The organism is Shewanella sp. SM71 (genome assembly GCF_025653905.1).
Lineage (GTDB): Bacteria > Pseudomonadota > Gammaproteobacteria > Enterobacterales > Shewanellaceae > Shewanella > Shewanella oncorhynchi.
Genome location: NZ_JAKKRW010000017.1, coordinates 97,326 through 116,081, shown reverse-complemented (window position 1 = coordinate 116,081; position 18,756 = coordinate 97,326). Strand labels below are relative to the sequence as shown.

At 43.7% G+C, this 18,756-nt stretch carries 16 protein-coding genes and 1 pseudogene; 1 reads left to right on the top strand and 16 read right to left on the bottom strand.

Going from position 1 to position 18,756, the window contains the following annotated elements:
• Window positions 1-161: 161 nt before the first annotated feature.
• The 15 genes from L5L97_RS16640 to L5L97_RS16570 all read right to left on the bottom strand — a co-directional run bounded on the left by L5L97_RS16640 (window position 162) and on the right by L5L97_RS16570 (window position 15,180).
• Window positions 162-644, bottom strand: a complete 483-nt coding sequence (locus L5L97_RS16640) for a TIR domain-containing protein (protein WP_263182994.1) — start codon at window positions 642-644, stop codon at window positions 162-164.
• Window positions 645-647: 3 nt separating this feature from the next.
• Window positions 648-2,081, bottom strand: a complete 1,434-nt coding sequence (locus L5L97_RS16635) for an SIR2 family protein (RefSeq protein ID WP_263182992.1) — start codon at window positions 2,079-2,081, stop codon at window positions 648-650.
• 107 nt (window positions 2,082-2,188) lie between these two features.
• Window positions 2,189-2,821 (bottom strand): uracil-DNA glycosylase, encoded by a 633-nt coding sequence (locus L5L97_RS16630; RefSeq protein ID WP_011625458.1) that lies wholly within the window; start codon window positions 2,819-2,821, stop codon window positions 2,189-2,191.
• Window positions 2,818-3,978 (bottom strand): nucleoside triphosphate pyrophosphohydrolase family protein, encoded by a 1,161-nt coding sequence (locus L5L97_RS16625; RefSeq protein WP_263182988.1) that lies wholly within the window; start codon window positions 3,976-3,978, stop codon window positions 2,818-2,820. The genes L5L97_RS16630 and L5L97_RS16625 overlap by 4 nt, the downstream gene beginning before the upstream one ends.
• A complete protein-coding gene (locus L5L97_RS16620) occupies window positions 3,938-4,573 on the bottom strand; it encodes a hypothetical protein (protein ID WP_263182986.1) in 636 nt (211 codons plus the stop codon). The genes L5L97_RS16625 and L5L97_RS16620 overlap by 41 nt, the downstream gene beginning before the upstream one ends.
• Window positions 4,570-5,040 (bottom strand): TIR domain-containing protein, encoded by a 471-nt coding sequence (locus L5L97_RS16615; protein WP_263182983.1) that lies wholly within the window; start codon window positions 5,038-5,040, stop codon window positions 4,570-4,572. The genes L5L97_RS16620 and L5L97_RS16615 overlap by 4 nt, the downstream gene beginning before the upstream one ends.
• A gap of 418 nt (window positions 5,041-5,458) precedes the next feature.
• Window positions 5,459-5,824 carry a hypothetical protein gene (locus L5L97_RS16610; RefSeq protein ID WP_263182981.1) on the bottom strand — a complete coding sequence of 122 codons (366 nt, stop codon included), beginning with the start codon at window positions 5,822-5,824 and terminating at the stop codon, window positions 5,459-5,461.
• A gap of 434 nt (window positions 5,825-6,258) precedes the next feature.
• Complete coding sequence (locus tag L5L97_RS16605) at window positions 6,259-6,648, bottom strand: hypothetical protein (protein WP_263182911.1); 390 nt, start codon at window positions 6,646-6,648, stop codon at window positions 6,259-6,261.
• A 28-nt stretch (window positions 6,649-6,676) separates the two neighbouring features.
• Window positions 6,677-7,489: a hypothetical protein gene (locus tag L5L97_RS16600; protein ID WP_263182910.1), complete on the bottom strand. Its 813-nt coding sequence runs from the start codon at window positions 7,487-7,489 to the stop codon at window positions 6,677-6,679.
• A 236-nt stretch (window positions 7,490-7,725) separates the two neighbouring features.
• Window positions 7,726-7,986, bottom strand: coding sequence for a hypothetical protein (locus tag L5L97_RS16595; RefSeq protein ID WP_263182908.1), 261 nt, complete (start codon window positions 7,984-7,986; stop codon window positions 7,726-7,728).
• A 145-nt stretch (window positions 7,987-8,131) separates the two neighbouring features.
• Entirely contained in the window at window positions 8,132-9,754 is a 1,623-nt protein-coding gene (locus L5L97_RS16590; RefSeq protein ID WP_263182907.1) for a hypothetical protein, read from the bottom strand.
• Window positions 9,755-12,865, bottom strand: a complete 3,111-nt coding sequence (gene mobF / locus L5L97_RS16585; RefSeq protein WP_263182906.1) for a MobF family relaxase — start codon at window positions 12,863-12,865, stop codon at window positions 9,755-9,757.
• The gene (locus tag L5L97_RS16580) at window positions 12,862-13,044 is read right to left on the bottom strand and encodes a hypothetical protein (RefSeq protein WP_263182904.1); all 183 of its coding nucleotides are present in this window, start codon (window positions 13,042-13,044) and stop codon (window positions 12,862-12,864) included. Before L5L97_RS16580 ends, mobF begins: the two co-directional genes overlap by 4 nt.
• A 2-nt stretch (window positions 13,045-13,046) precedes the next feature.
• Window positions 13,047-14,837, bottom strand: a complete 1,791-nt coding sequence (locus L5L97_RS16575) for a type IV secretion system DNA-binding domain-containing protein (RefSeq protein WP_263182903.1) — start codon at window positions 14,835-14,837, stop codon at window positions 13,047-13,049.
• Window positions 14,824-15,180, bottom strand: coding sequence for a hypothetical protein (locus L5L97_RS16570; RefSeq protein WP_071180751.1), 357 nt, complete (start codon window positions 15,178-15,180; stop codon window positions 14,824-14,826). Before L5L97_RS16570 ends, L5L97_RS16575 begins: the two co-directional genes overlap by 14 nt.
• Before the next feature lie 1,314 nt (window positions 15,181-16,494).
• Here L5L97_RS16570 and L5L97_RS16565 point away from each other — a divergent pair.
• Entirely contained in the window at window positions 16,495-16,899 is a 405-nt protein-coding gene (locus tag L5L97_RS16565; protein WP_263182898.1) for a hypothetical protein, read from the top strand.
• 78 nt (window positions 16,900-16,977) lie between these two features.
• Here L5L97_RS16565 and L5L97_RS16560 read toward each other — a convergent pair.
• Window positions 16,978-18,180: pseudogene (locus L5L97_RS16560) on the bottom strand (IS4-like element ISSod3 family transposase); the annotation flags it as partial.
• Window positions 18,181-18,756 lie beyond the last annotated feature (576 nt).

Here is an 18,756-nt window from a genome sequence, read left to right as displayed (position 1 = left end):
TGGACTTCATCTGACAGGCCGCTATGAGCGAGAATCAGTTGTACAAAACTGGAGTTCTCAAAAAACGAATGTCCGCTTTACCTTAATTGAGGCCATTCGATTTTTCGTGAATGTAGCATGTATTAAAATAACTATAACGAGGTGGCCAAGGTAACGTTCCGCTATTTACGTTGAGCAATAGCGGTTTCAACCCACTGCTGCATATTTCTAGCTAAATCGTTGTATGCATCATTTGTTGATAGATCGTAACATCGAACCACTGACGACAGTTTTCTTCCGTCTTGCAATGTGAATTGTTCAAATGGGTTACGCCCCTTCGTTGATGTACCATTTCTCGGACATTTTATGTTGTGAATGTAAATGCCAAATATTGGTTTCCCATCATTCCAAGCTTTTTTAATTTCATATTGTACCCATGGACGACTGGCAGTTTCTTCACCGATAAGGACAATCACGCATTGCTTATACTTAAAGTTTTCATTTATCCAATTTTCTATGGATTTAGCGCCCCCCCTTGTTACTGTTTCCCACTCATTAGCTGATACTTGGTTGTTACCCTCCAATGCGCCAATATTACGGATTTGCTGGACTCGCATCACATCATTGTCAAAATGAAAGCTAAAGAATACAGGTTTTCTCGACATCGATTACTCCTGTGACATCAAGTCTACTACGGTTAATATTTTTTCGATTAACTGTTCTGGCTTATCTACTGGTTCGCCAAGTTTTTGCAGCGCGGATATTAGTTCTGTATTTGATTCATCATAATAAACGGTTAAATTATTCATTACTTCGGTCCAGATCTCTTGTGCCATAAAGCCGCTACAACCGATAGGAATTAAAGCTAAGCCTAACTTATGAGCAATTTCAAACTCCTTTCGGACGCCATCTGCTGAAACAATTTTACCATCAACAATCTTGTTCCCCATAAAGAATATTGCGATTCCTGCAGAACCTATTATCTCATGTCGATATTTTGACCATGTTTCATTGCGCTGATTGATATCGTCGATGTGTTGTGGAAACGGCTTCATATTCAGATAGTCATTTATACGTCCGTTGTGGCGAGCGTATACACCTTGGATTGCACCTGTAATGAATACATTCCCAATACCTAAGCCAATCCCAGATGAAATTTTATAGTTTCTTTCGATTAACACTCTTCCTAATTGGCAAAGGAATGTTTCTATATCTGCTTGGTTAAACTTCCCGAAATCACTGGCGCTACCAGATAAAAATATGGTTTTTCTCCTGAAAGTTCTCTCAATTCGACTAAGGATAAGTGTTACATCGGAATATGATTCTACGAGTATTGTTTTGACTTGAAATCTTGAAAGATCTTTAATCAGCAGACCCTGCTTGATTACTGCATTTTCATACGTTGGTATATCACGGAAATCGTCTTTATTGCACTGCTTAAATATGCAGTAATGTTGCCTCTGGTGTTCTTCAAAATATGCCCTGACCCGACTCATTATGTAGTCCAAATTTGGGTCAGTGAAACTGAAACCTAAGAACAGAAAAGTCTTGGATACTAGATCGCCTGACAAAGCTGTAATATAAGGTTTCTTGAGTAATGGATATCTCTCATAGTCATCTTTCGTTATGACAGCTGAATCAGCATGATCTATATCGCCATGCATTTTATAGATTATCGCATCTCTTTTCTTCTTCGTTACGGCCAAGTGATTATTCGTGTACTTTACATCAACTACTTTTCCTTGCTCTTCCAGTGATCTTTCAATCAGCTTATCGTAGTTGGTAGTCCAATATGTCCTGATAGGAAGTCTGGCTAGAATACTGTGATTTTCTGTAGGTTTTTTTGCCGTGGCTATTTCATCTATTAATTGCTGACTTATGCGGTTCCTGCCGTTTTCGTTTAAATAAAACTGTGCAACCCCAACTAAATCTTGTTCATTATCTATGTCAAGATTCAACTCTTTAGCTAACGGCCTTAATAGCTCTCTCCAATTTACATAGCCAGCCGAGCAGGACATACCGGCTCCAGCAAATATGGCGACATTATCTTCTTCAAGTTCACTTAAAAAACGTTGGATAAATTGTTCTTGTTCTTTTGTCATTAAATAACTCCTTTTAAACAACATTGCCGACAAAAGAGTAGTTTTCAACACTCAAAAACTGCTAATGCAGCAACTTCATCCTTCTTAGCCACATGTCTAGTTGGCTACTAGATCTGATAAAGTTCAGAAATTTGATTTAAAAACTCTATGTGCCCGCCATAGCTCGGGTGTCGTACCTTATAAGTCTGAATTGTTCCAGTCATCAACGATGCCGAACGTGCGGCATCATTTCCAATGGCTATAATTTTCTGAGGTTGGAGCAACGTGATTAATTGTTTTAAAACTTCCTCACCATGCTTTCTCTCAAGCGAATTATGTTGGCGGTTAGTGAATGGCTGATCTTGCTCGTGTGGATGTAACGGAAAGACGTTCCATAAGAAAATATTAGCGTTTATCTGATTGAGTTTGCTCCAAATAACAGAGGCTGTTCTTTCTGTAACCATGGAACTAGATGTTGGGCGTGAAGCTTCAAGGTCCCAACGTTGAGCGTGTTGACTGATATGAGCATCATCTGTCAATGCTAATCCTGTCCGGCGACCTCCCCGATAGCCAAGATCTCTTCCGATCCAGATTGCATCTATGGGACGTGACTCAGCTCTTCTAATTATAGCTGATAATGCTAAGGCTCTGAGTTGAGGAGCATTATCATGATCATGTATTTCGCAACGATCTGAATATGGATTAAAGCAACGTTCTAACCTAATGGAGGTCAACTCTTTTACAAAAGGATGTATGTTCATTTTTCATATTCCAATGGTTCGTACTTTAATGTCCGATTCTCTCGGTCTCCAATGATCCATCCCCCTTTAGAAGACTTTATTGCTCGAAATACTTCATATCCTTGGAGGATAGCTTTTTCCCATAATTTTAAGGGACATTGCGCCACTTCATACCCCGCTACAAACTCTTCAATCGTTTTTAGCATGCCTAATGAAACACGTTCTTGGCCTTCAAAGAAGTTTAGCTCCTTTGCTCTTGAGAATATCCAAGCCGTTAAGCCCTCTTCTACAACAATCGCTCTACCTCCATCCTGTGACTCATCACATTTTGGGTTACTTTTACGTTTGTGTTTAATCAGGGCTCTCATTACTGGAGACCAATGAAGTATGGCGGCATAAGACAAGTGAAAAATATCGTGAAATCTGTAACCATCAGCATCGGCGATGTTATCTGTTAGTGGATCACCAATGAATACACCTTGCCATTGAAGGTAGCACTTTCCTCCATTCCGTTGACTAACCCGAATACGAAATTTAGTCGGAAGTCTCTCTTCTTCTTGATACTCCACATCAAAGTCAGGTAGTTCAGAGGTATCGGGTTCAACATAAGCTCCACGAGTTTTTTTAATGTTACTTCTTACCACATTTGAAAACGTCATATTGGCGGCATTTAGAGATACCAGATAACTTTTCGCAAAGTTCACTATTTGGTCTCTGGAAGGGCTATCGGTGAGAAGTGCCGCTGCGGCATGACCTAACTCGAACATTGTTTTGTCTATGGATTGGCTTGCCGGAAGGATAAAAATTTGGCCAAATGCTCCTTCACTAAAGTCACTCGCAACACCAACCCTTTGCGGCATTGCGCTGCTTGTAGCATCATTAAATATATCTTCTAAGGGATATTTTAACCGCCTGCAAAGCGCTGCCAGATACCATAAGGTATCTCCAAATTCTTCCTCAGCAGCTTTTGTTGAACCTGGAAATGCTTCTTTATCTCTTGTCACCTTTTTGGCTGTCGACATTATGCCGCCAACTTCTCCAAAAAGTCCTTGTAGTATTGGGTTTAGCTCGTCTTGATTTATTATGTCGGTATCTCTGACTGCTTGCTCATAGTCTGAGATTTTAATCGTGCTTGAACTAGCGACTATTTGTTTGTTGCCTAATACTGATCCATTCATAAGGTACTCCTTGGTATCCATCAACCCTTAAACCCGCTAACCATTCTTCGAAAGCTTTAATTAATTGCTGGTCTGTAAATATTGAATACCCTATACCTGAGTGGACCACCGTTGTAGATCCACCGCTCTTAAGGTTTTCGGGTATTTTTGGGCCTTGTCCGCCGAAATAGACAAAATCGTTACTTATTAAAACACGGTCTGTTTTTGTATCTTTTTTGAGGTGATCGTAGTTGATAGAGCCGTCATCTCTTGAATGGAATGAGTCTCTTTGCAGGCGTGAAATACCATCAACGTCGTGGTAATAGATATTATCCCCACAACTTTGTCTTCTGCTGCCTTGTCGGAAAGGTTTTTTTGCTTCAAATCTGGGGTCGTTATTAAACTCTTCAAAGGTCAGAATTTCTGTAACTCGCATTGCATAAACAAGAAAACCACCACGACCGACACTTTTACTACCCGAGCCAACAACCCAGTTACCAACACTTGCAGTACGTCTAATGTCAGGTTTACAGGTGGCGAGTGAGCAAAATCCATAAAATGGATTAGGTGCAAATCCGCTGTCATACCTCACTACGTAAGAATAGAGCTTACTCATGAGCAGGGGTGCCGCTTGATCCCAACTTTGTCGTAAGATTCACCATCTGGTTTTTCCCATGAATCCTTTCCGTTGATGGCATCTATAATCGAGTCACCGTTCCACCCAACGACTGCGTCTGCATATTCACTTAATGCTGCCGGTAAGTCGCATTCTTTTTCTCCGTGAGCCCAAACGCCAACAATCCGTTTACCTTGTTTAGCAGCGTATTCGATTTCCCAATTTACATAGTCACTGTTTTTGGTTTGTGGGGACACATAACAGATAAAAACTCCTGCCCACTTAATTGCCGGTGCGAGTATGCCAGTCTTTATATAGTTGGGTTCTTTGGCGTCGTTAAACTTACCAGTATGTATTGACGAATCTCTGACTTCAACACCTTTGGGAGACAACAAGTCCTTAAGTTTTTTTAGACCTGCGTCATCTTCGTGAACATGACTAATAAAGACATTCCTGATGTCAGTCATTTTACCCTCCTTGAACTAATCCCATTGACTAAGAAATACACTCTATTAGCAGACGATCCTTTTAGGCAAGTAGGGAGGCTCTTTTTTTCTATTTTAGTTACTTTATTTTGAGGGCGACTGCCTGTTCTCTCTTGGATTTAATCTTACTTAACTATCTGAATTTATTGAGTCATATCCTCTGTTTTTTGATGACTTAAATTAGAGCTTGATTGAATATTATTTATTTTTTTAAATGACATAAATGTTCACTTTCAGTTAAAAGCAACGATTCGAAAAAGGTCAGAACCATCGTCAGCAATTGGTACATGTGTGACTGCCAGATTGGATATAGTCCTATTAGTCAAATCTGACAGATTAAGTTAAGACTTAACTATATAATTTATTCACAACCGGAGCATGGCTTTGCAAATGGACTTACTTACGCTTTGTTATCTTCAACATAGGCCTTGTAAGCTTCCCAGTATGAGTCCCTATCCAATATTACGTCTCTGATAAACTCAGGATATAGCTTGAGTGCGGAACAATAGGACTCCCGGTATATACCTTTGATTCCACTTGGATCTTCTGGCACACAATTCTTCACAATCTCCAGTGCTTGTTCTTCTGAAAAAGTGGATCTGTGCCTTTCTAATTTTTCAACGTCGGTAGCGATCACGCGGCAATTTTCTACTAATTTTATAAATGGCTGTAAGGTTAGGCATATTGGCTCGAACTGGTCCCTGCGCAATATTTCAATTCGTCCATCACGATTTTTAATAAAGGGACTAACATCTAGTTCAAACATGCCTCGTTCTGCGGCCGATTCAATTGGCGGAGGTTTATACCCTAGAGCTTGTTCCCTCCATTTGATATATTCGCCCTTACACTCACTGTAACTGTTTACTGCACCTTATTTTTAAACACAAGTCTATATCACTAAATGTCTCTCCACCTCTAGCCAAACAGCCAACTAATGCGACCTCCTCTATTTCATAGTAGAAAGAGTAAAGCTCATTCCAATCTTTTAGCCTTACTAAATCCCTTTTAAGTTCTTGTAAGCAAATGCTTTGCTTATCTTAGAACTATAGTTTTTTGGCACGGCAATCCTCGGACTTATACCTATTAGAATCATTTTTACTCGAACATACACCAAGGTTTGGTTAATTTTAAGCCACTATAAATAGCAAAAAAGGCAGGTAACCTGCCTTTGTTTATAAATGTTAAAATTTGAGGTAACTCTTATTTTGCCTCATCCGGCTTAAGCGCTACTAGTTCCTCTAAAGGGCTCGGTCCAGTCTGCTTATAATTAATTACCACCGGATTATTATGACGAACATCAGAGAAGTCCAGACGCAATCCTGCTTGGCTCTCTCCTGTTACATCCTCCAGGCAACGTCGAGATTCCCCATCAAGAGCAGCCATATATTTCTGCTCATTACCTTGAGGGCCTAGTGCCATGGTAATAAGGCAATCTTTGCCATGTTCGATCTTGTAGGTAACATCAATGGTCTCATCACTTGCTGGGATCTTAAAAATAGTTAGTGAGGTGGTACAGATTTCTGGTTTAGTTGCACACCCGGCCAAAGAAAACAGGGATGCAGCAGTCAGAATGAAGATTATTTTTTTCATTTCAGTTTCCTCAATTGCTTAAAAATAATTAACGAGAAATAGACTTGTTTTTGTCTCGATCTATTTTGGGCTCGTTGCTTAGTTGATTTTGGTTTTCTATTGCGGAGTGACGCACTTTCTCTCTCGCTTGAGCTTGAGCTATGGCTTTATGATGTTCTGGTTGAGGTTGATATTGGCTATAGTCTTTTCGAGCAGACTGGGATAGCTTGTTATAGGTGCTAACAATCAGTCTGTCGGCGTCTTTCTGTTGACCACCTTGTTCTAATTGCTTGGCATTAGTGATGGCTTCAGACATAAGTCCATGTCGCTGTTCTGTTTTGGCGTCTAGTTGAAGACGTGACAACTCAACACCAAGGGTTTTTGTCATTTTCCCAATATCTTTTTTTAGTTCCTGGACAGCTTGTTGTTGCTTAGGATTATCTGGCTCAAAAAAGATTTTCTGAATAGCCTTTGCCGCCATCCAAACCAAAGCACCTGCGGCCTCGGTAAAAATATCGTTCTCTAAATATCCCCGCTGATAGTTAGAAAGTGTTTTAGAGAGCCAGTTATCTTGGGTTGGTTTCTCGTGCCCCATGCTTTCAACTTGCTTAATTAGCAACTGAACCGAATCAACAATTTTCATCTGCTGCTCAGATAGCTGTCGATACTGCTCATTCATATGAGCATAATCAAAAACGCTGGTTTTCATCTGCTCATCTTTAATAGGATGGCTATTCATGCTTTGCACAATTGACTTAGCCGCTGATTCAAGCTGCCCAACCAACTTGTTGGGGTCAGAGCCATCAGCTTTGCTAAGTTCTTGATAGAGCGCCGCAACTTTCGCTTTTTCGTTCAATTCCATTCCAATTACCTCTTAATGACGATGTTTTACATGTAGGTTTCCATTAACCCACTCTGCGCTAATGAAATTATTGGGCTCGATGATGTGTTCAAAGTGGCTAGCTGACGCCTCTATATCTGCATGAAAGCGCTCGATCTTAGCCTGAAAAGTCCGCATTTCAGCCACAAGGTTAGATAGTTGAGAGTACAGATCAGGCTTGGGCTCTCTTCTGAAGATTTTTCTGAAAATACTATTAATCATTGAGTGCCCCCTTGATACCAAGAAGCAATAGGTTCGAAATGATCTCCCCACTCCATGATCTTCAAAAAGTCATCGGTATTATCGACTCTGGCAAGTCCACAATATGTTTTCGTGTATCGACCATCGAGACACTTTAATACCGTGAAGTGAAGAGGTTCACCTGCTTCTGTTCTTGCAGCGGTTACACCTCGTCTTTGATGAATATGAGCGTCATTTATTGGAAGTACTAATCCGTTAACTTGAATATCTGCCGTCATAGTGTCCTCATTTATCTATACTCTCTTTGAGCTAATATTCTCTCAGGTGAGCAAGCATCAGATGGCACGCCAAAGTGCCCAATTTGGACAAAAAGAAAGGGGCATGAGCCCCTAAACGAAGAGTGTAGAAATTGAATTCAATGATCTAGCGTTTGTGTTCGCCAGCTTCTATCTGTTCGCGAGAAAAGACTGTGGGACAACGTGACAGATCCGGTTTGCCATATCCATTCACAGCCTCAGACCTGCTGCATATATAGGCATCAAACCGACCTGCGGCTTGCATCATTTTTTCTTTGGCCTTCTTTGACTCGCTTGCCTTTTCTAGGTAATCACAGGCAGGATAAGACCAACTTGTGAGTCCTGAATGGCCTGCCGCATATGTGGAGCAGGTTTCCCGATCCGTAACTTTCTCTGTGTAACTTGCAATACCACTTCCTTTTTTCTGGAGTTGAGTCTGAATAATTGAGTCGTGCTGGTACGGACCGGGATAGCTCCAATAGGGCACCTGATAGCTGTTGAATGTAGGAGAGTACACCGACATAAACCCACGAAGACCCTCGGTTTCGCCAGCAATGTAATCAGCAACACGTTTCCAGTTACCATCTGTCCATTTCAAGCAGTGATAACCACCATCCGCTTGACGAGGTTTAGCTCCCAGCGCGATAGCGAGCTCATCAATTTCGATGTCACTATCCTGGCTGCTATTACCTGCACCAAACGCTGCACACATACCACCCACGTGCATTACGGATATGACACTGGATCGCCCGATCGCGTAAGGTCTGATATCAAACGCATCAAAGTATCCAGTTCGTTGATAATTATAGAAGTTGGCAGCTATTATATTCATTGCTCCAGATCTGGATTGCATGTTTAACACATCACGAGACATTTTAAGCGCACTATCCCAACCAACTCGCGATGCAGCCGCCGCAATAAGACTACCCATCACATCATTGTCATGAGACGAGATAGTATATTGAATAGATGAAACAGGAGTTCGCACAGCACAGTATTCATAATATTCATTAAAGGCTTGATCCTTGTTCTCCTGCGAGGCGGCTTCATTATAGTTCACCAAGAATTTCTCTAGGCTCAGCTCCTGACCGTCCTTCGTACACTCATTGCCTCCGTTGATCAAACATCGCTCATAAAGCTCAGCCGTTCCATTGAAAGAAGCAACATTAGTACGCGCATAGTGACTGATAAAATCGTCAACTGAGAGCAACTGGCTAGAGTCATCGAAGCAATCATGGAATCCATATTTCATAGCCATATTAGCTTTATCGGAACTGCTATCTAGGTTTGAGAAACTCCAACTCCTTTGTTCTTGGCGTCGTTTATCGTTGGCGGTGCGAATGCGCTCCAAGGCTTGCGTTTGATTCTCTTGACCTAGCAGCTTGACTGTCCACAAGTTGAAGGTTTGCCATTCCGCACCTAAGTTTGCCACCGTCTTAGCTGCCGAGTTAAATGCCTCCTCGCTACCGAAGTCCTCCTGTTTGAATCCAACGAGTTTCATGTCGGCTAGTGCCGCTTGTATGTCCGGATCTGTTTTTTCAATTTTTTGGACCGACGTATCTGTCTTAGTCTTGCCGGCGATGTTAGGCATGCTCGCGGAGCAACCTGCCAGTGCAGTCATTACAACGATTGACGTAAAAAGAACTTTCACTTTTAGATCTCCCTTTAGGTTCTGTATCCATTCCATTTTTAAATAAAAGGGCAGTCTAGCCAGTACGCCAAACTGCCCTTTTTGGACAATAGACTGCAATCATCTTGTTAGACTGTGCTGTCTGCCGCCTCTCGATTTATCCCGTTCTTGAACCCTATCCGCTGATTGCTCTAACGGGCGTCCTGACTCTGGATGTTGCCATAGCTTATCAATCAAGTGATCAAGCGGTTCCAGCGACTGATAACTGCTTTCCTTAGCCGTCTGCTTCTGCCCTGAGCGCAGCTCCACAGCTCGAACCAGCCCTTCTTTTGAATCGGTATAGAGATACACGCGGTCTCTTGCTCTCGATATTTGCACGTAGAACTGCTCGGTATTCAATAGCGATTCTCGGTTAGTTTCGGCGTGAACAAACACGTTCTGGGCTGTCTTTCCCTGGGCAGCGTGAACAGTCATGGAGTAACCGTGATCCCAATGGGAATTTGCCATTTTGGACATGTCAAACTCACCGTTTTTCCCACTGGAAAGTCTGAAGGTTACGTTCGTGCCTTCTATCTTCTCAACTGTGGCGATGTCATTATTCAATCGTCCAGTCAGCTTATCATTATCACGCCAGACGATCTTCTCACCAACGGCCAAACCACTTTCAGTTAGGTTGAACATCTGGATGTTCTTGGCCGCATAGTGTTCAGGAGGGAATCGAATCAGCTCAGCCTGTTCATTACCCCCCAACTTCTTCAGTAAGAGATCGTGATTCTCTCGACCAACGACCTGATAATAGAGGCCCTGCTTGATGCCCTCACGTTTGAAGCTACGCGCAAACCGGACGATGTGCCCATTTTGATATGACGTCACCATACGCCTTTCAGCTTCAGTTGCATCGACTGGTGATAGCTGGTTAATTCGGAGCTCTTCGCCCAAAGCTCCTTCTTTTTTTAAGGCCTCACGAACCAACTCATTTGTGCGACGGCGGCCATCACGACTTGGTTCGAGGATGATGCTGTTGGCTCGCTCCTGCGGCCTGAGTACCATGTAGTCCTTCACAAGCTCTTGTCTGCGGGCTTCCCCACTTTTCTCGTGGTCAATTTTTCCACTTTTCTTACGAGTGACCAATTCTTTTATCGTGCTGCCACTCTCCTGTAATCGACAGAGAGCATTAGAGGCCATTTTCATTAGGGAGAGGTATACAGCATCCCTTGTGCCTCGGTTCGTCTGCCGAACGATTTCTTCTAGTCGATATGTTTCCATTCCATGAGCCTGAAGCTGACGAAAGGCAGCACCAGCCTCTACGGAAGCAAGCTGACGGACGTCGCCAGTCAACACAACCCTAGCACCTACCTGGCTAGCTCTTTGAAGTAGATCGCGCATCAGTTTTGTACCGATCATTGATGCTTCATCAACAACCCAAAGTTGAGGGGACCGTTGTATTCCCTTAGCTAACTCCTCCCGCTGACTTTTTAACTCTGTTTGTTCGTAACAAAGTTCATCGAGTCGCTTTTGGTAAATGGGAGCGGTTTCAGAGATCTGAGCACCAGTTTTTAGGTCTACTTCGGGGTTTTCAAGGGCCTTCGTGATCCGTTCCAGCCGCCTGTCTATTCTTTCTATTTGGGCGAGCAATCGTTTTTCTTCTACCCATTCATTGCGATTTTGCCCCAGAAAACTTTGGATTGTACTTGAGGGAATATTCGCCCCCTCAGATAGACTTTGAGCAGCCGAGTTAGTTGGAGTAAGGCCTCTTACTTCGTATCCCATATCTCGTGCTGTTTCAGCAACAGTACTGAGCACGGAGTTGGTTTTAGCCGTACCGGCCAATCCTTGCACTCCAACGATCCGATTCTCGGAGCTCAGAATGCCCTGGGTGGCTTTCCTTTGGTCAGCGTTCCACTCATATCCAAATTCGTTGGCCTTCTCCTCAGCATTGGAAATGGCCGCAGCCGCCTGTTCCCGGCTGCATAATGCCTGAACTCGGTCGCGGCCAAGGTATTCCTCCTTGAGTACCTCATCCTCGATGGCGATGGCCGCTTTCGACGTATACCCCCGCACATCAATCTCTTGCTTGCTGACCTTATCAAAGGTTCTAACCGACTTATCTATGAGCTGACCACTGCCAATTGCAGCATCAATCGTATTCTTAACATCAGAAAGTAGTACTCGCGATCCGGCATAACGGCTAGCCTCTTTGACTAGATCGTGGTGCGTCCAAGATGTATCACGCTCTCCAAGGTGCTCAGTCGCCCACATGACGGCTTCGTTGGCTAATTGAACCCGTGCCAAAATCGCCTCGGATTGCAGATCTAGGGATGGGATGTTTTCCCGAGACTGAGCAATGACCCCTTCCAATCCTGCCAGCTTCTCTTCGCCCAATTCGGCATGCCAGCGATTCAGAAGCTCACCTCGCTCAGCGGCAACCTTTCGATCCCGCGTGTCGAGCGTGGCGGTCTCCTTTTCCCTAGCAGTGGCCGTCTCACGAGTCTTTCCCCTAGCCTCCAGCGCATCTCCGATTGCCTCTGATCGTTTCGACAATTCACGCACAGTCTCTTTACTTACCCCAGCAATCTCCCAGGTCCCATCTTTACCCTGGTGCTCTAGTCGAAAGCCCAGTGAGCCAACTTCTTGAGCGAGAAATTGACGGTAGACCAGACCAAGGTGCTTTTGGTCAATGAAGATTGGTTTATTCTCCGTTGAGCGCCACTGGCCGTCATTTCGCTGTGTTAAGTTCATTACCACGCAGTGTGTGTGAAGCTGAGGATCAAGAGCACGACTGGTTGTATGTTTGAAAGTTGCTGCGACCATTGAACCTGTCTTCTCGTATTCCAAGGTGTTCTCGGTACGATTGCGGTTCCTTGTGACGATATATTCGTTCTCTATATGTTGAAGAACGGCTTGGACTGCTCGGTCATGGGCTTCGAGAAGCCGCTTATCACCAGCAACTTCTGCCAAGATAGAAACACTCTTGGGTGCTGAAAAAGTGAGGTCGGTCCCTGGTTGGTGTTTCCACTCGCCGTCACGGAAAGTGCCGGCCAGTTGACCGTCTGGGAGCTGGCCCTCCAGAAGTGATTTAAAAGTTCCTCGCTCCACCTCACCAGCAAGGCTGAGAGCCTCTGCTCCAGAACCTATCCATGCGGAAGGAGATAGCCCGTCTACATAGTAGTCATCATGCTCAAAATAATGACCGGCAGCTCCGGCACTTTTAATAGAATATGCAGACATCATGATTTTTTGCCTCCTTTTCCAAGCAGACCAAATACCAAATCATCATCCATTCCATCCGTTCCCAACACTGAATGTACTTCCTGTTCTATATCACTTAGGGCTGGTAATTGCCCGTTAGACACCTCAGTACCATGCTTATTGGAAAGTTCTTTCGGAGCAAAGTCAGTATCAGCTTCCATTTTCAAGGCCGTACAGCATTGAGCAGACGCATACCAACTGTCTCATTCTCATCACCTTGAATAAAACCGTCAGCGATCTTCGGAAGTCTCAAGAAAGGAATATCAATACGGGCTTTACTCTCCACGCCCCAAATTTTGGCAAAACAAGACAAATCAGGCAGGTCCATGATTTCACTGGGAAGCACAATTTTTCGGTTTTGACGTTTAGAACTGACCCGAACTCCGTCTCGAATGTCATCGGCGGAGTAGTTTAAGTCTTCATCAACTTCCTCACGCTCAGCTTCACCAAGTACTTTGGAGACCCATTCCGCAGTATCGGCATTATTCAAACGGAAGTGAAGCTGCGTGGAGCACAAGCCAAGTATGGTTTTAGAGGTATTTTTTCCAAACTCTTCCTCTAGCTGGTTTATTTCCTGAATACCCAAAACAACAGCGGCTCCGAAGCTCCGACCTTCGGCCATTAGCATTGAAAGTGCGGGGATTTTTTTAAGACTTGGTAGCTCATCGACAACAATCCAAAGAATCCGCTCATTATTAACCCCACGCGCCATTAACCCTTTGGCCGCAGCTTGTATCCATGTAGAGATAAGAGGTTTCTGTATCTCTATTTCAGATTCCCGTACAGGTAAGAATAACCAACTATCATCAGCATCAGATTCATCGCCTTCTGCTATCCAATCTCTGATTGAGAAGAATCCCTTTGTATTTTCATCTTTCAATAGGCGAAGTGGACGAACACCATCTACGATTGTTGAACGGATACTTTCGAGGGTTCGCTCGTTATCTTCATTGAAATATGTCGCTGCGGGAGTGCCTTCAACCAGTTCTTTGAGTAACTCAAGATCATTCCACGCAGTCGCCCTAAGAAGTGAAAGCAATGACTTAGGTCCGTCTAGATATAGCTTTTGAAGTGCGGCAGAAACAATCGCTCTGGCAGCCGATGTAAAGAACTTCTCTGAACCACTGTTACTATTAGAACTAGGTAAAAGTGTCTCAGCTATCCAGTCCGCATCGAATGGCCCTGCCATTTCTTCCCACGGAGTCCACTGGTGTGAGCGGCTGTCAGCCGGATTGAGTATGTGATCTACTCCGTCCCGATAGAACATTTCTACGAATTCGCCCTTTTTATCGTAGACCACAGCTCGATCACCACGAGCACGAATGGCTTTAAGCAAATGCGTTAGTGCTGTAGATTTACCGGCTCCCGTGGTGCCGCTAATCAGAGTGTGCTTTTTTGAAAATCCTGTGGGTAGGGGGAAAACGCCAAGGGTTAAATCAGAAGCACCATGCTTTTTTACGATTTCTTCTTTCAATTTTTCGGCTGAAACAAGTTTTGCTCCTCGGATAAATTTGTCTTCTTTTATCTCCTTACCTCTTTTAACTGCTCTAACAACTAGATAAATACCAATAGGCAAGTACAGCACAAAGAACAAAGTCAAAGCCCATCCAAAGGACTTGAGAAGCTTAATGGCCGCATCTTGGAAAAGCGGTTCATTTATAACCACTGATGATGGTAAAGAATCTCGCCCATCTACAGCGATACAGGTTCCAATAGAAACGCTTGAAAATGGTTGAACTAGTCCCTTCAGTTGTGCCAAAAGATAAGTACTAGCGTTTTGCAAGACACATTTATCAGCGTCTATCCAGAGATATAGCAGACCACCGACAATCGCTAACAAAACACCAGGCAGAAAGATCCAAATTCCGCTGAATAACAACATCTGCTGACTGTGAAGCCATGTATCCGCTCCGCGAACAAAATCCCCTATACGGCCTTTTCTAATTGTTGCCATTATCGTCCCCTCCAATAAAGTGAGTACGCAGAGCATTTGTGCGCGCTGAAATGACCTGTTTAGCCTCAGCCATTTCATCCTCTGAGCAGGTCTTTTTGAGCAGAAAATCTGTGGTTGCCACATTTATCGATAGCAGGTTAATTAGCTGCTGATAAATCTCCTTCTGATCCACTTGTACGTTTCTGATTTCGTGCAGTGTTGAGTCATTATTTAACGCCTGCTCGATCAAAGACACCGCAGTTTTACTAACCGTTTGTCCCGATTCTTTAGCTAATTCCTTCAACAAAATATGAACTTGTCTCGGTGGATATATTTGTACGCGGTACGCCTTAGAAACTCCCATTGCAGTCCCCCTTATCCCTGATTCTCTTGTGTGTAACTCCCTTGCAACTCTGCATGTGCAGAGGCGCAGGGAGTCCCCTCAGAAGGCGCTACTGCGCCGGATGAGACAGACCACTCGCGGTGAGTGGGGTGTGGAGAAAAATCCGGGCGAAGCTCGGAGTTTTCTTTTTGTGGGATGGGGTCCCTGCGCGATAGAGCGGGGTGAATTGTTTCAGCCATTAGCAGGAAAGAAATTGCCAATTTACGTGTCTCATACTCATGGTATTTCCTTGCCCTACACATCAGGCTGTTGGCGATCGATGTGATAGCTTGCTCTACAGATTTTGAATTCGATGCAGTCTCAAGAATTGCGAGAATTGAAGCGCCAGAACAATGCTGGCACTGCCGAGGATGAAGTTTCATTCGTTATCTCCTGATTGATGAATTTCAGGAGAGATTCTGGCCTTTAGGTGTGTAAATCCCGGCACGTCAAAGTGCCCAATTTGGACAAATCGGCCACTTGGAAAAATGGCTAGTGTCATTCAAAAGCCACCTGTTGATAGCTTTTTGATGTGGGCAACCACTCGGCTCCTAAGCATTCATCGAAAAGCTACCTATTAGTGGTGTTACGGTTGCCTTCAGGACGTTTTAGATAGCCCTATCTATTCAAGATCATCAAAAAGCCACCCATTGGTGGTGTTTCAGTGACTTTTGAGGAAAACAACGAATGCAGGTTTGTCTTAAGAGTTCAAATAAAGCAATGGGCTGAGCTTGAGGAATGCATACAGGCCTAAGAAGAAATAGATTTAATCTTCAGGTTACAGATATCGAGATTCAATGTAAGGCAGTACACCATTAATTTCGTCACTTTTCCTCTGCAAGTTCACTTGGTAGAAATGATGGTAAACATCTTATCGCAAACACGCTTTTGCCCCATTCCTTGTTAGCAAAGTTGCATCCAACTTACTTCAACATCTGTATGTTGACTCAATTTTAGTAATGCTACAGGGCTCTGGTCTAATCAGTGTTATCCAAACGCAATTACATTCGCAGATGAGAAAATGTGGTATGAGTTTCAGCCGTAATTCGAGGCCAAAATGCTGTCAACCAAGGTTAATAATCAGTCGAAAGTGAGCGTAAAAGAATGAGAAAGCTAAAACGATATCAAGTGATTACCCATCAAACTGTATAAAAAACCGCTACCGCAAAAAAGCAAATTCCTATAGCATCATTTATACCAATTGACATGGATGTGGCAGCGGCCAAGTCCAACAAGCGATTTATGCCCTGCAAACAGCGCAGCGCATAAATACTAAGATGTTATACGTGAGGGAGTATGTGCCTAGCATTATATATAGCAAGTGATATAGAGATCCCTAGAGCGGCACATAACGACCGTATTCCAAGGTTCTATGTTTCTGATTTGGGTTCGGAGGATGTTCTGGTAAAAAAGCAATTCTGTTTACCCAATGTTGCATATGCAGGCAGTAACGAAGGCTGCGGCTGTGGATTTTTTAAAGATGGGCTTGAAGGAGAAGAGTTTGAGCTCGCGCATGAAAATTATTATTCTCTCGCACATCTTATCGCAGCATTAAAATTGAGAGGCGGAAAAGTAGCTTTATTCGCGTGTTGGGAAGGCGACCAAGGAACTATACCGAAGACGAAAGAAAAGTTGTCTGTAAGCGGGTTAACATCTAAAGAATTCGAGTTTAAAGAACCTGCATACTATGAAATCGTATAACAAGTTACTTAATTTCGTTCCGGCCACAAACAGCGTGGCCTCCACGGGACTGCCTACGCTGCGCTCTGTAGGATCCCCTCCCCAACAACCATGAATTAATGAGAGTTCAGCTAGTTTCTTCGCAGCACAAAGCAAATCATCTGCTGATATGGGGTAATCATGCCGTCGTCGCAGCAGTTCTTTGCCCATCCTGATTGTTGATAGCACATTCCTTTTCTTTACCGTGTTGGCTTGGAAGTGCCGCTGTAATTGCTGTGTTTCACCGTATAATCCTACCCACCAAAATGCCAGTTGCACCAATAACGCTATCAATAGCAGTATGTCCATCCTCGCCGCATAACGTGTTCTGCTATGACGTAAACCAAAGCCATAAGCGGGACTTTTTAAATCTCTAAAGGTTTCTTCTATTTGCATCCGTTTTTGGTAAATATTAACCAGTTTTTGAGGCGACATGGCTTCTATGGTCAAGTTGGTCACCAGTGCCCAAGGCTCTTTGGCGGTCAGTTCATACGTCCATTGCGCCGTATGGTGACAGTCTGTTGTCGTACTTCGCTGACCTTTTCTGCCTTTACTTGGAGCCCTGAACAATACCATCTCGCATAACAAGGGTTTCTTTACCGATAACGCCACCCGTCCAACATGTTTTGCGCGACGACTGGCTTTGGGATAAAGCGCTTTTAGCGAAAATTGGCGACCGAAGGGGGGCGGCCGATAGACACTTAATCCTCTGACACGACCCAGCCAATACCAACCGAGCTGCTCAACTTTGCGAAACCATGGATTACGAAAGCCAGCGTCAGTGACTATCAGCGGGGTAATGTTGTCAGGTAAGACTTTATGGAGTTCATTCAGAAACTGATTATGGGCGGTTTGAGTCCCTTGCTGGATTAACGGAAATGTTCGCTCGTAGAGCGTGATTGAGCGGCCCTTGATAGCAATAGAGGCGCGTAGTGCAATCAGTTCACGACCTTCACGCATATCCGACCAATCCACCAGTATGGTCGGCATCGTATGTGCTGTTAGCAGCCACTTTGCATGCCACTGATAAACAGCCAGTCTTTCATGGTGAAGGTGCGGGTTGCCCAACAATCTATCCATGCGTTTTATTGAGTGTTTAGTATGAGTGCTGGTGCCATCAATGTGCCGCCCTAAATGCGTGAGGGTGAGACAATCCGCGTTGATAAGTGCTCGGCAAGCAACCATGAGTGTATTCAGTCGCTTTTGATGGATTTCTGGACAATGTTGATAGAGAGATTGATGTAAGATAGTTAACACTTGCACCTTAATGCCCTGTGATTGATGTTTGTTCGCACTTCCATCTGATCACACGTTAAGGTGCAAGTTCACTCTAATTTAATGATTTATCTGAAAATCATCAGGGGATTCTTCAGCGCCCTGCAAGATGAGCCACTCATGACACGTGATCAAATGAGACGAACGGTATTTGAGCCCAGAAAACTTTAAATTAAATTAAAAAATAGTGCTTAGCAAAGTGTCCACTATTACTAGATCAGGTCATACCTAAGATTGATTTAGGCAACAACGCCATTTTTAAGATATGGTGGAAAGAGTTATGTGTTTATATCAATCACCCTGGACGTCCGACACCGATATATCACCACTTGGCAAGTGACCAGCAATTTAAGTTACCGTTACGCTAAGTACATGGATTTATCAAAGGTTTACTCGTCTTATTTGGCAAGCCTCACCTCCGATGCCCTGAATATACTCTGCTCTAAAAGCGCTTAAATACGCTTGGGTTAACCACTCCTTGTTTTAAGCGTCGCGAGGGAATAAGTGATGATGATATTGTCGCGATATCCATTGACTCTACATATCAATTAAACCATATCGAGT

Bases quoted from the DNA above. Each gene is read 5' to 3' on its own strand.
- L5L97_RS16615 (WP_263182983.1), bottom strand. From the start codon at position 5,040: ATGACTGACATCAGGAATGTCTTTATTAGTCATGTTCACGAAGATGAC.
- L5L97_RS16640 (WP_263182994.1), bottom strand. From the start codon at position 644: ATGTCGAGAAAACCTGTATTCTTTAGCTTTCATTTTGACAATGATGTG.
- mobF (WP_263182906.1), bottom strand. From the start codon at position 12,865: ATGATGTCTGCATATTCTATTAAAAGTGCCGGAGCTGCCGGTCATTAT.
- L5L97_RS16595 (WP_263182908.1), bottom strand. From the start codon at position 7,986: ATGACGGCAGATATTCAAGTTAACGGATTAGTACTTCCAATAAATGAC.
- L5L97_RS16600 (WP_263182910.1), bottom strand. From the start codon at position 7,489: ATGGAATTGAACGAAAAAGCGAAAGTTGCGGCGCTCTATCAAGAACTT.
- L5L97_RS16565 (WP_263182898.1), top strand. From the start codon at position 16,495: ATGTGCCTAGCATTATATATAGCAAGTGATATAGAGATCCCTAGAGCG.
- L5L97_RS16605 (WP_263182911.1), bottom strand. From the start codon at position 6,648: ATGAAAAAAATAATCTTCATTCTGACTGCTGCATCCCTGTTTTCTTTG.
- L5L97_RS16570 (WP_071180751.1), bottom strand. From the start codon at position 15,180: ATGGGAGTTTCTAAGGCGTACCGCGTACAAATATATCCACCGAGACAA.
- L5L97_RS16575 (WP_263182903.1), bottom strand. From the start codon at position 14,837: ATGGCAACAATTAGAAAAGGCCGTATAGGGGATTTTGTTCGCGGAGCG.
- L5L97_RS16620 (WP_263182986.1), bottom strand. From the start codon at position 4,573: ATGAGTAAGCTCTATTCTTACGTAGTGAGGTATGACAGCGGATTTGCA.
- L5L97_RS16610 (WP_263182981.1), bottom strand. From the start codon at position 5,824: ATGTTTGAACTAGATGTTAGTCCCTTTATTAAAAATCGTGATGGACGA.
- L5L97_RS16625 (WP_263182988.1), bottom strand. From the start codon at position 3,978: ATGAATGGATCAGTATTAGGCAACAAACAAATAGTCGCTAGTTCAAGC.
- L5L97_RS16635 (WP_263182992.1), bottom strand. From the start codon at position 2,081: ATGACAAAAGAACAAGAACAATTTATCCAACGTTTTTTAAGTGAACTT.
- L5L97_RS16580 (WP_263182904.1), bottom strand. From the start codon at position 13,044: ATGGAAGCTGATACTGACTTTGCTCCGAAAGAACTTTCCAATAAGCAT.
- L5L97_RS16630 (WP_011625458.1), bottom strand. From the start codon at position 2,821: ATGAACATACATCCTTTTGTAAAAGAGTTGACCTCCATTAGGTTAGAA.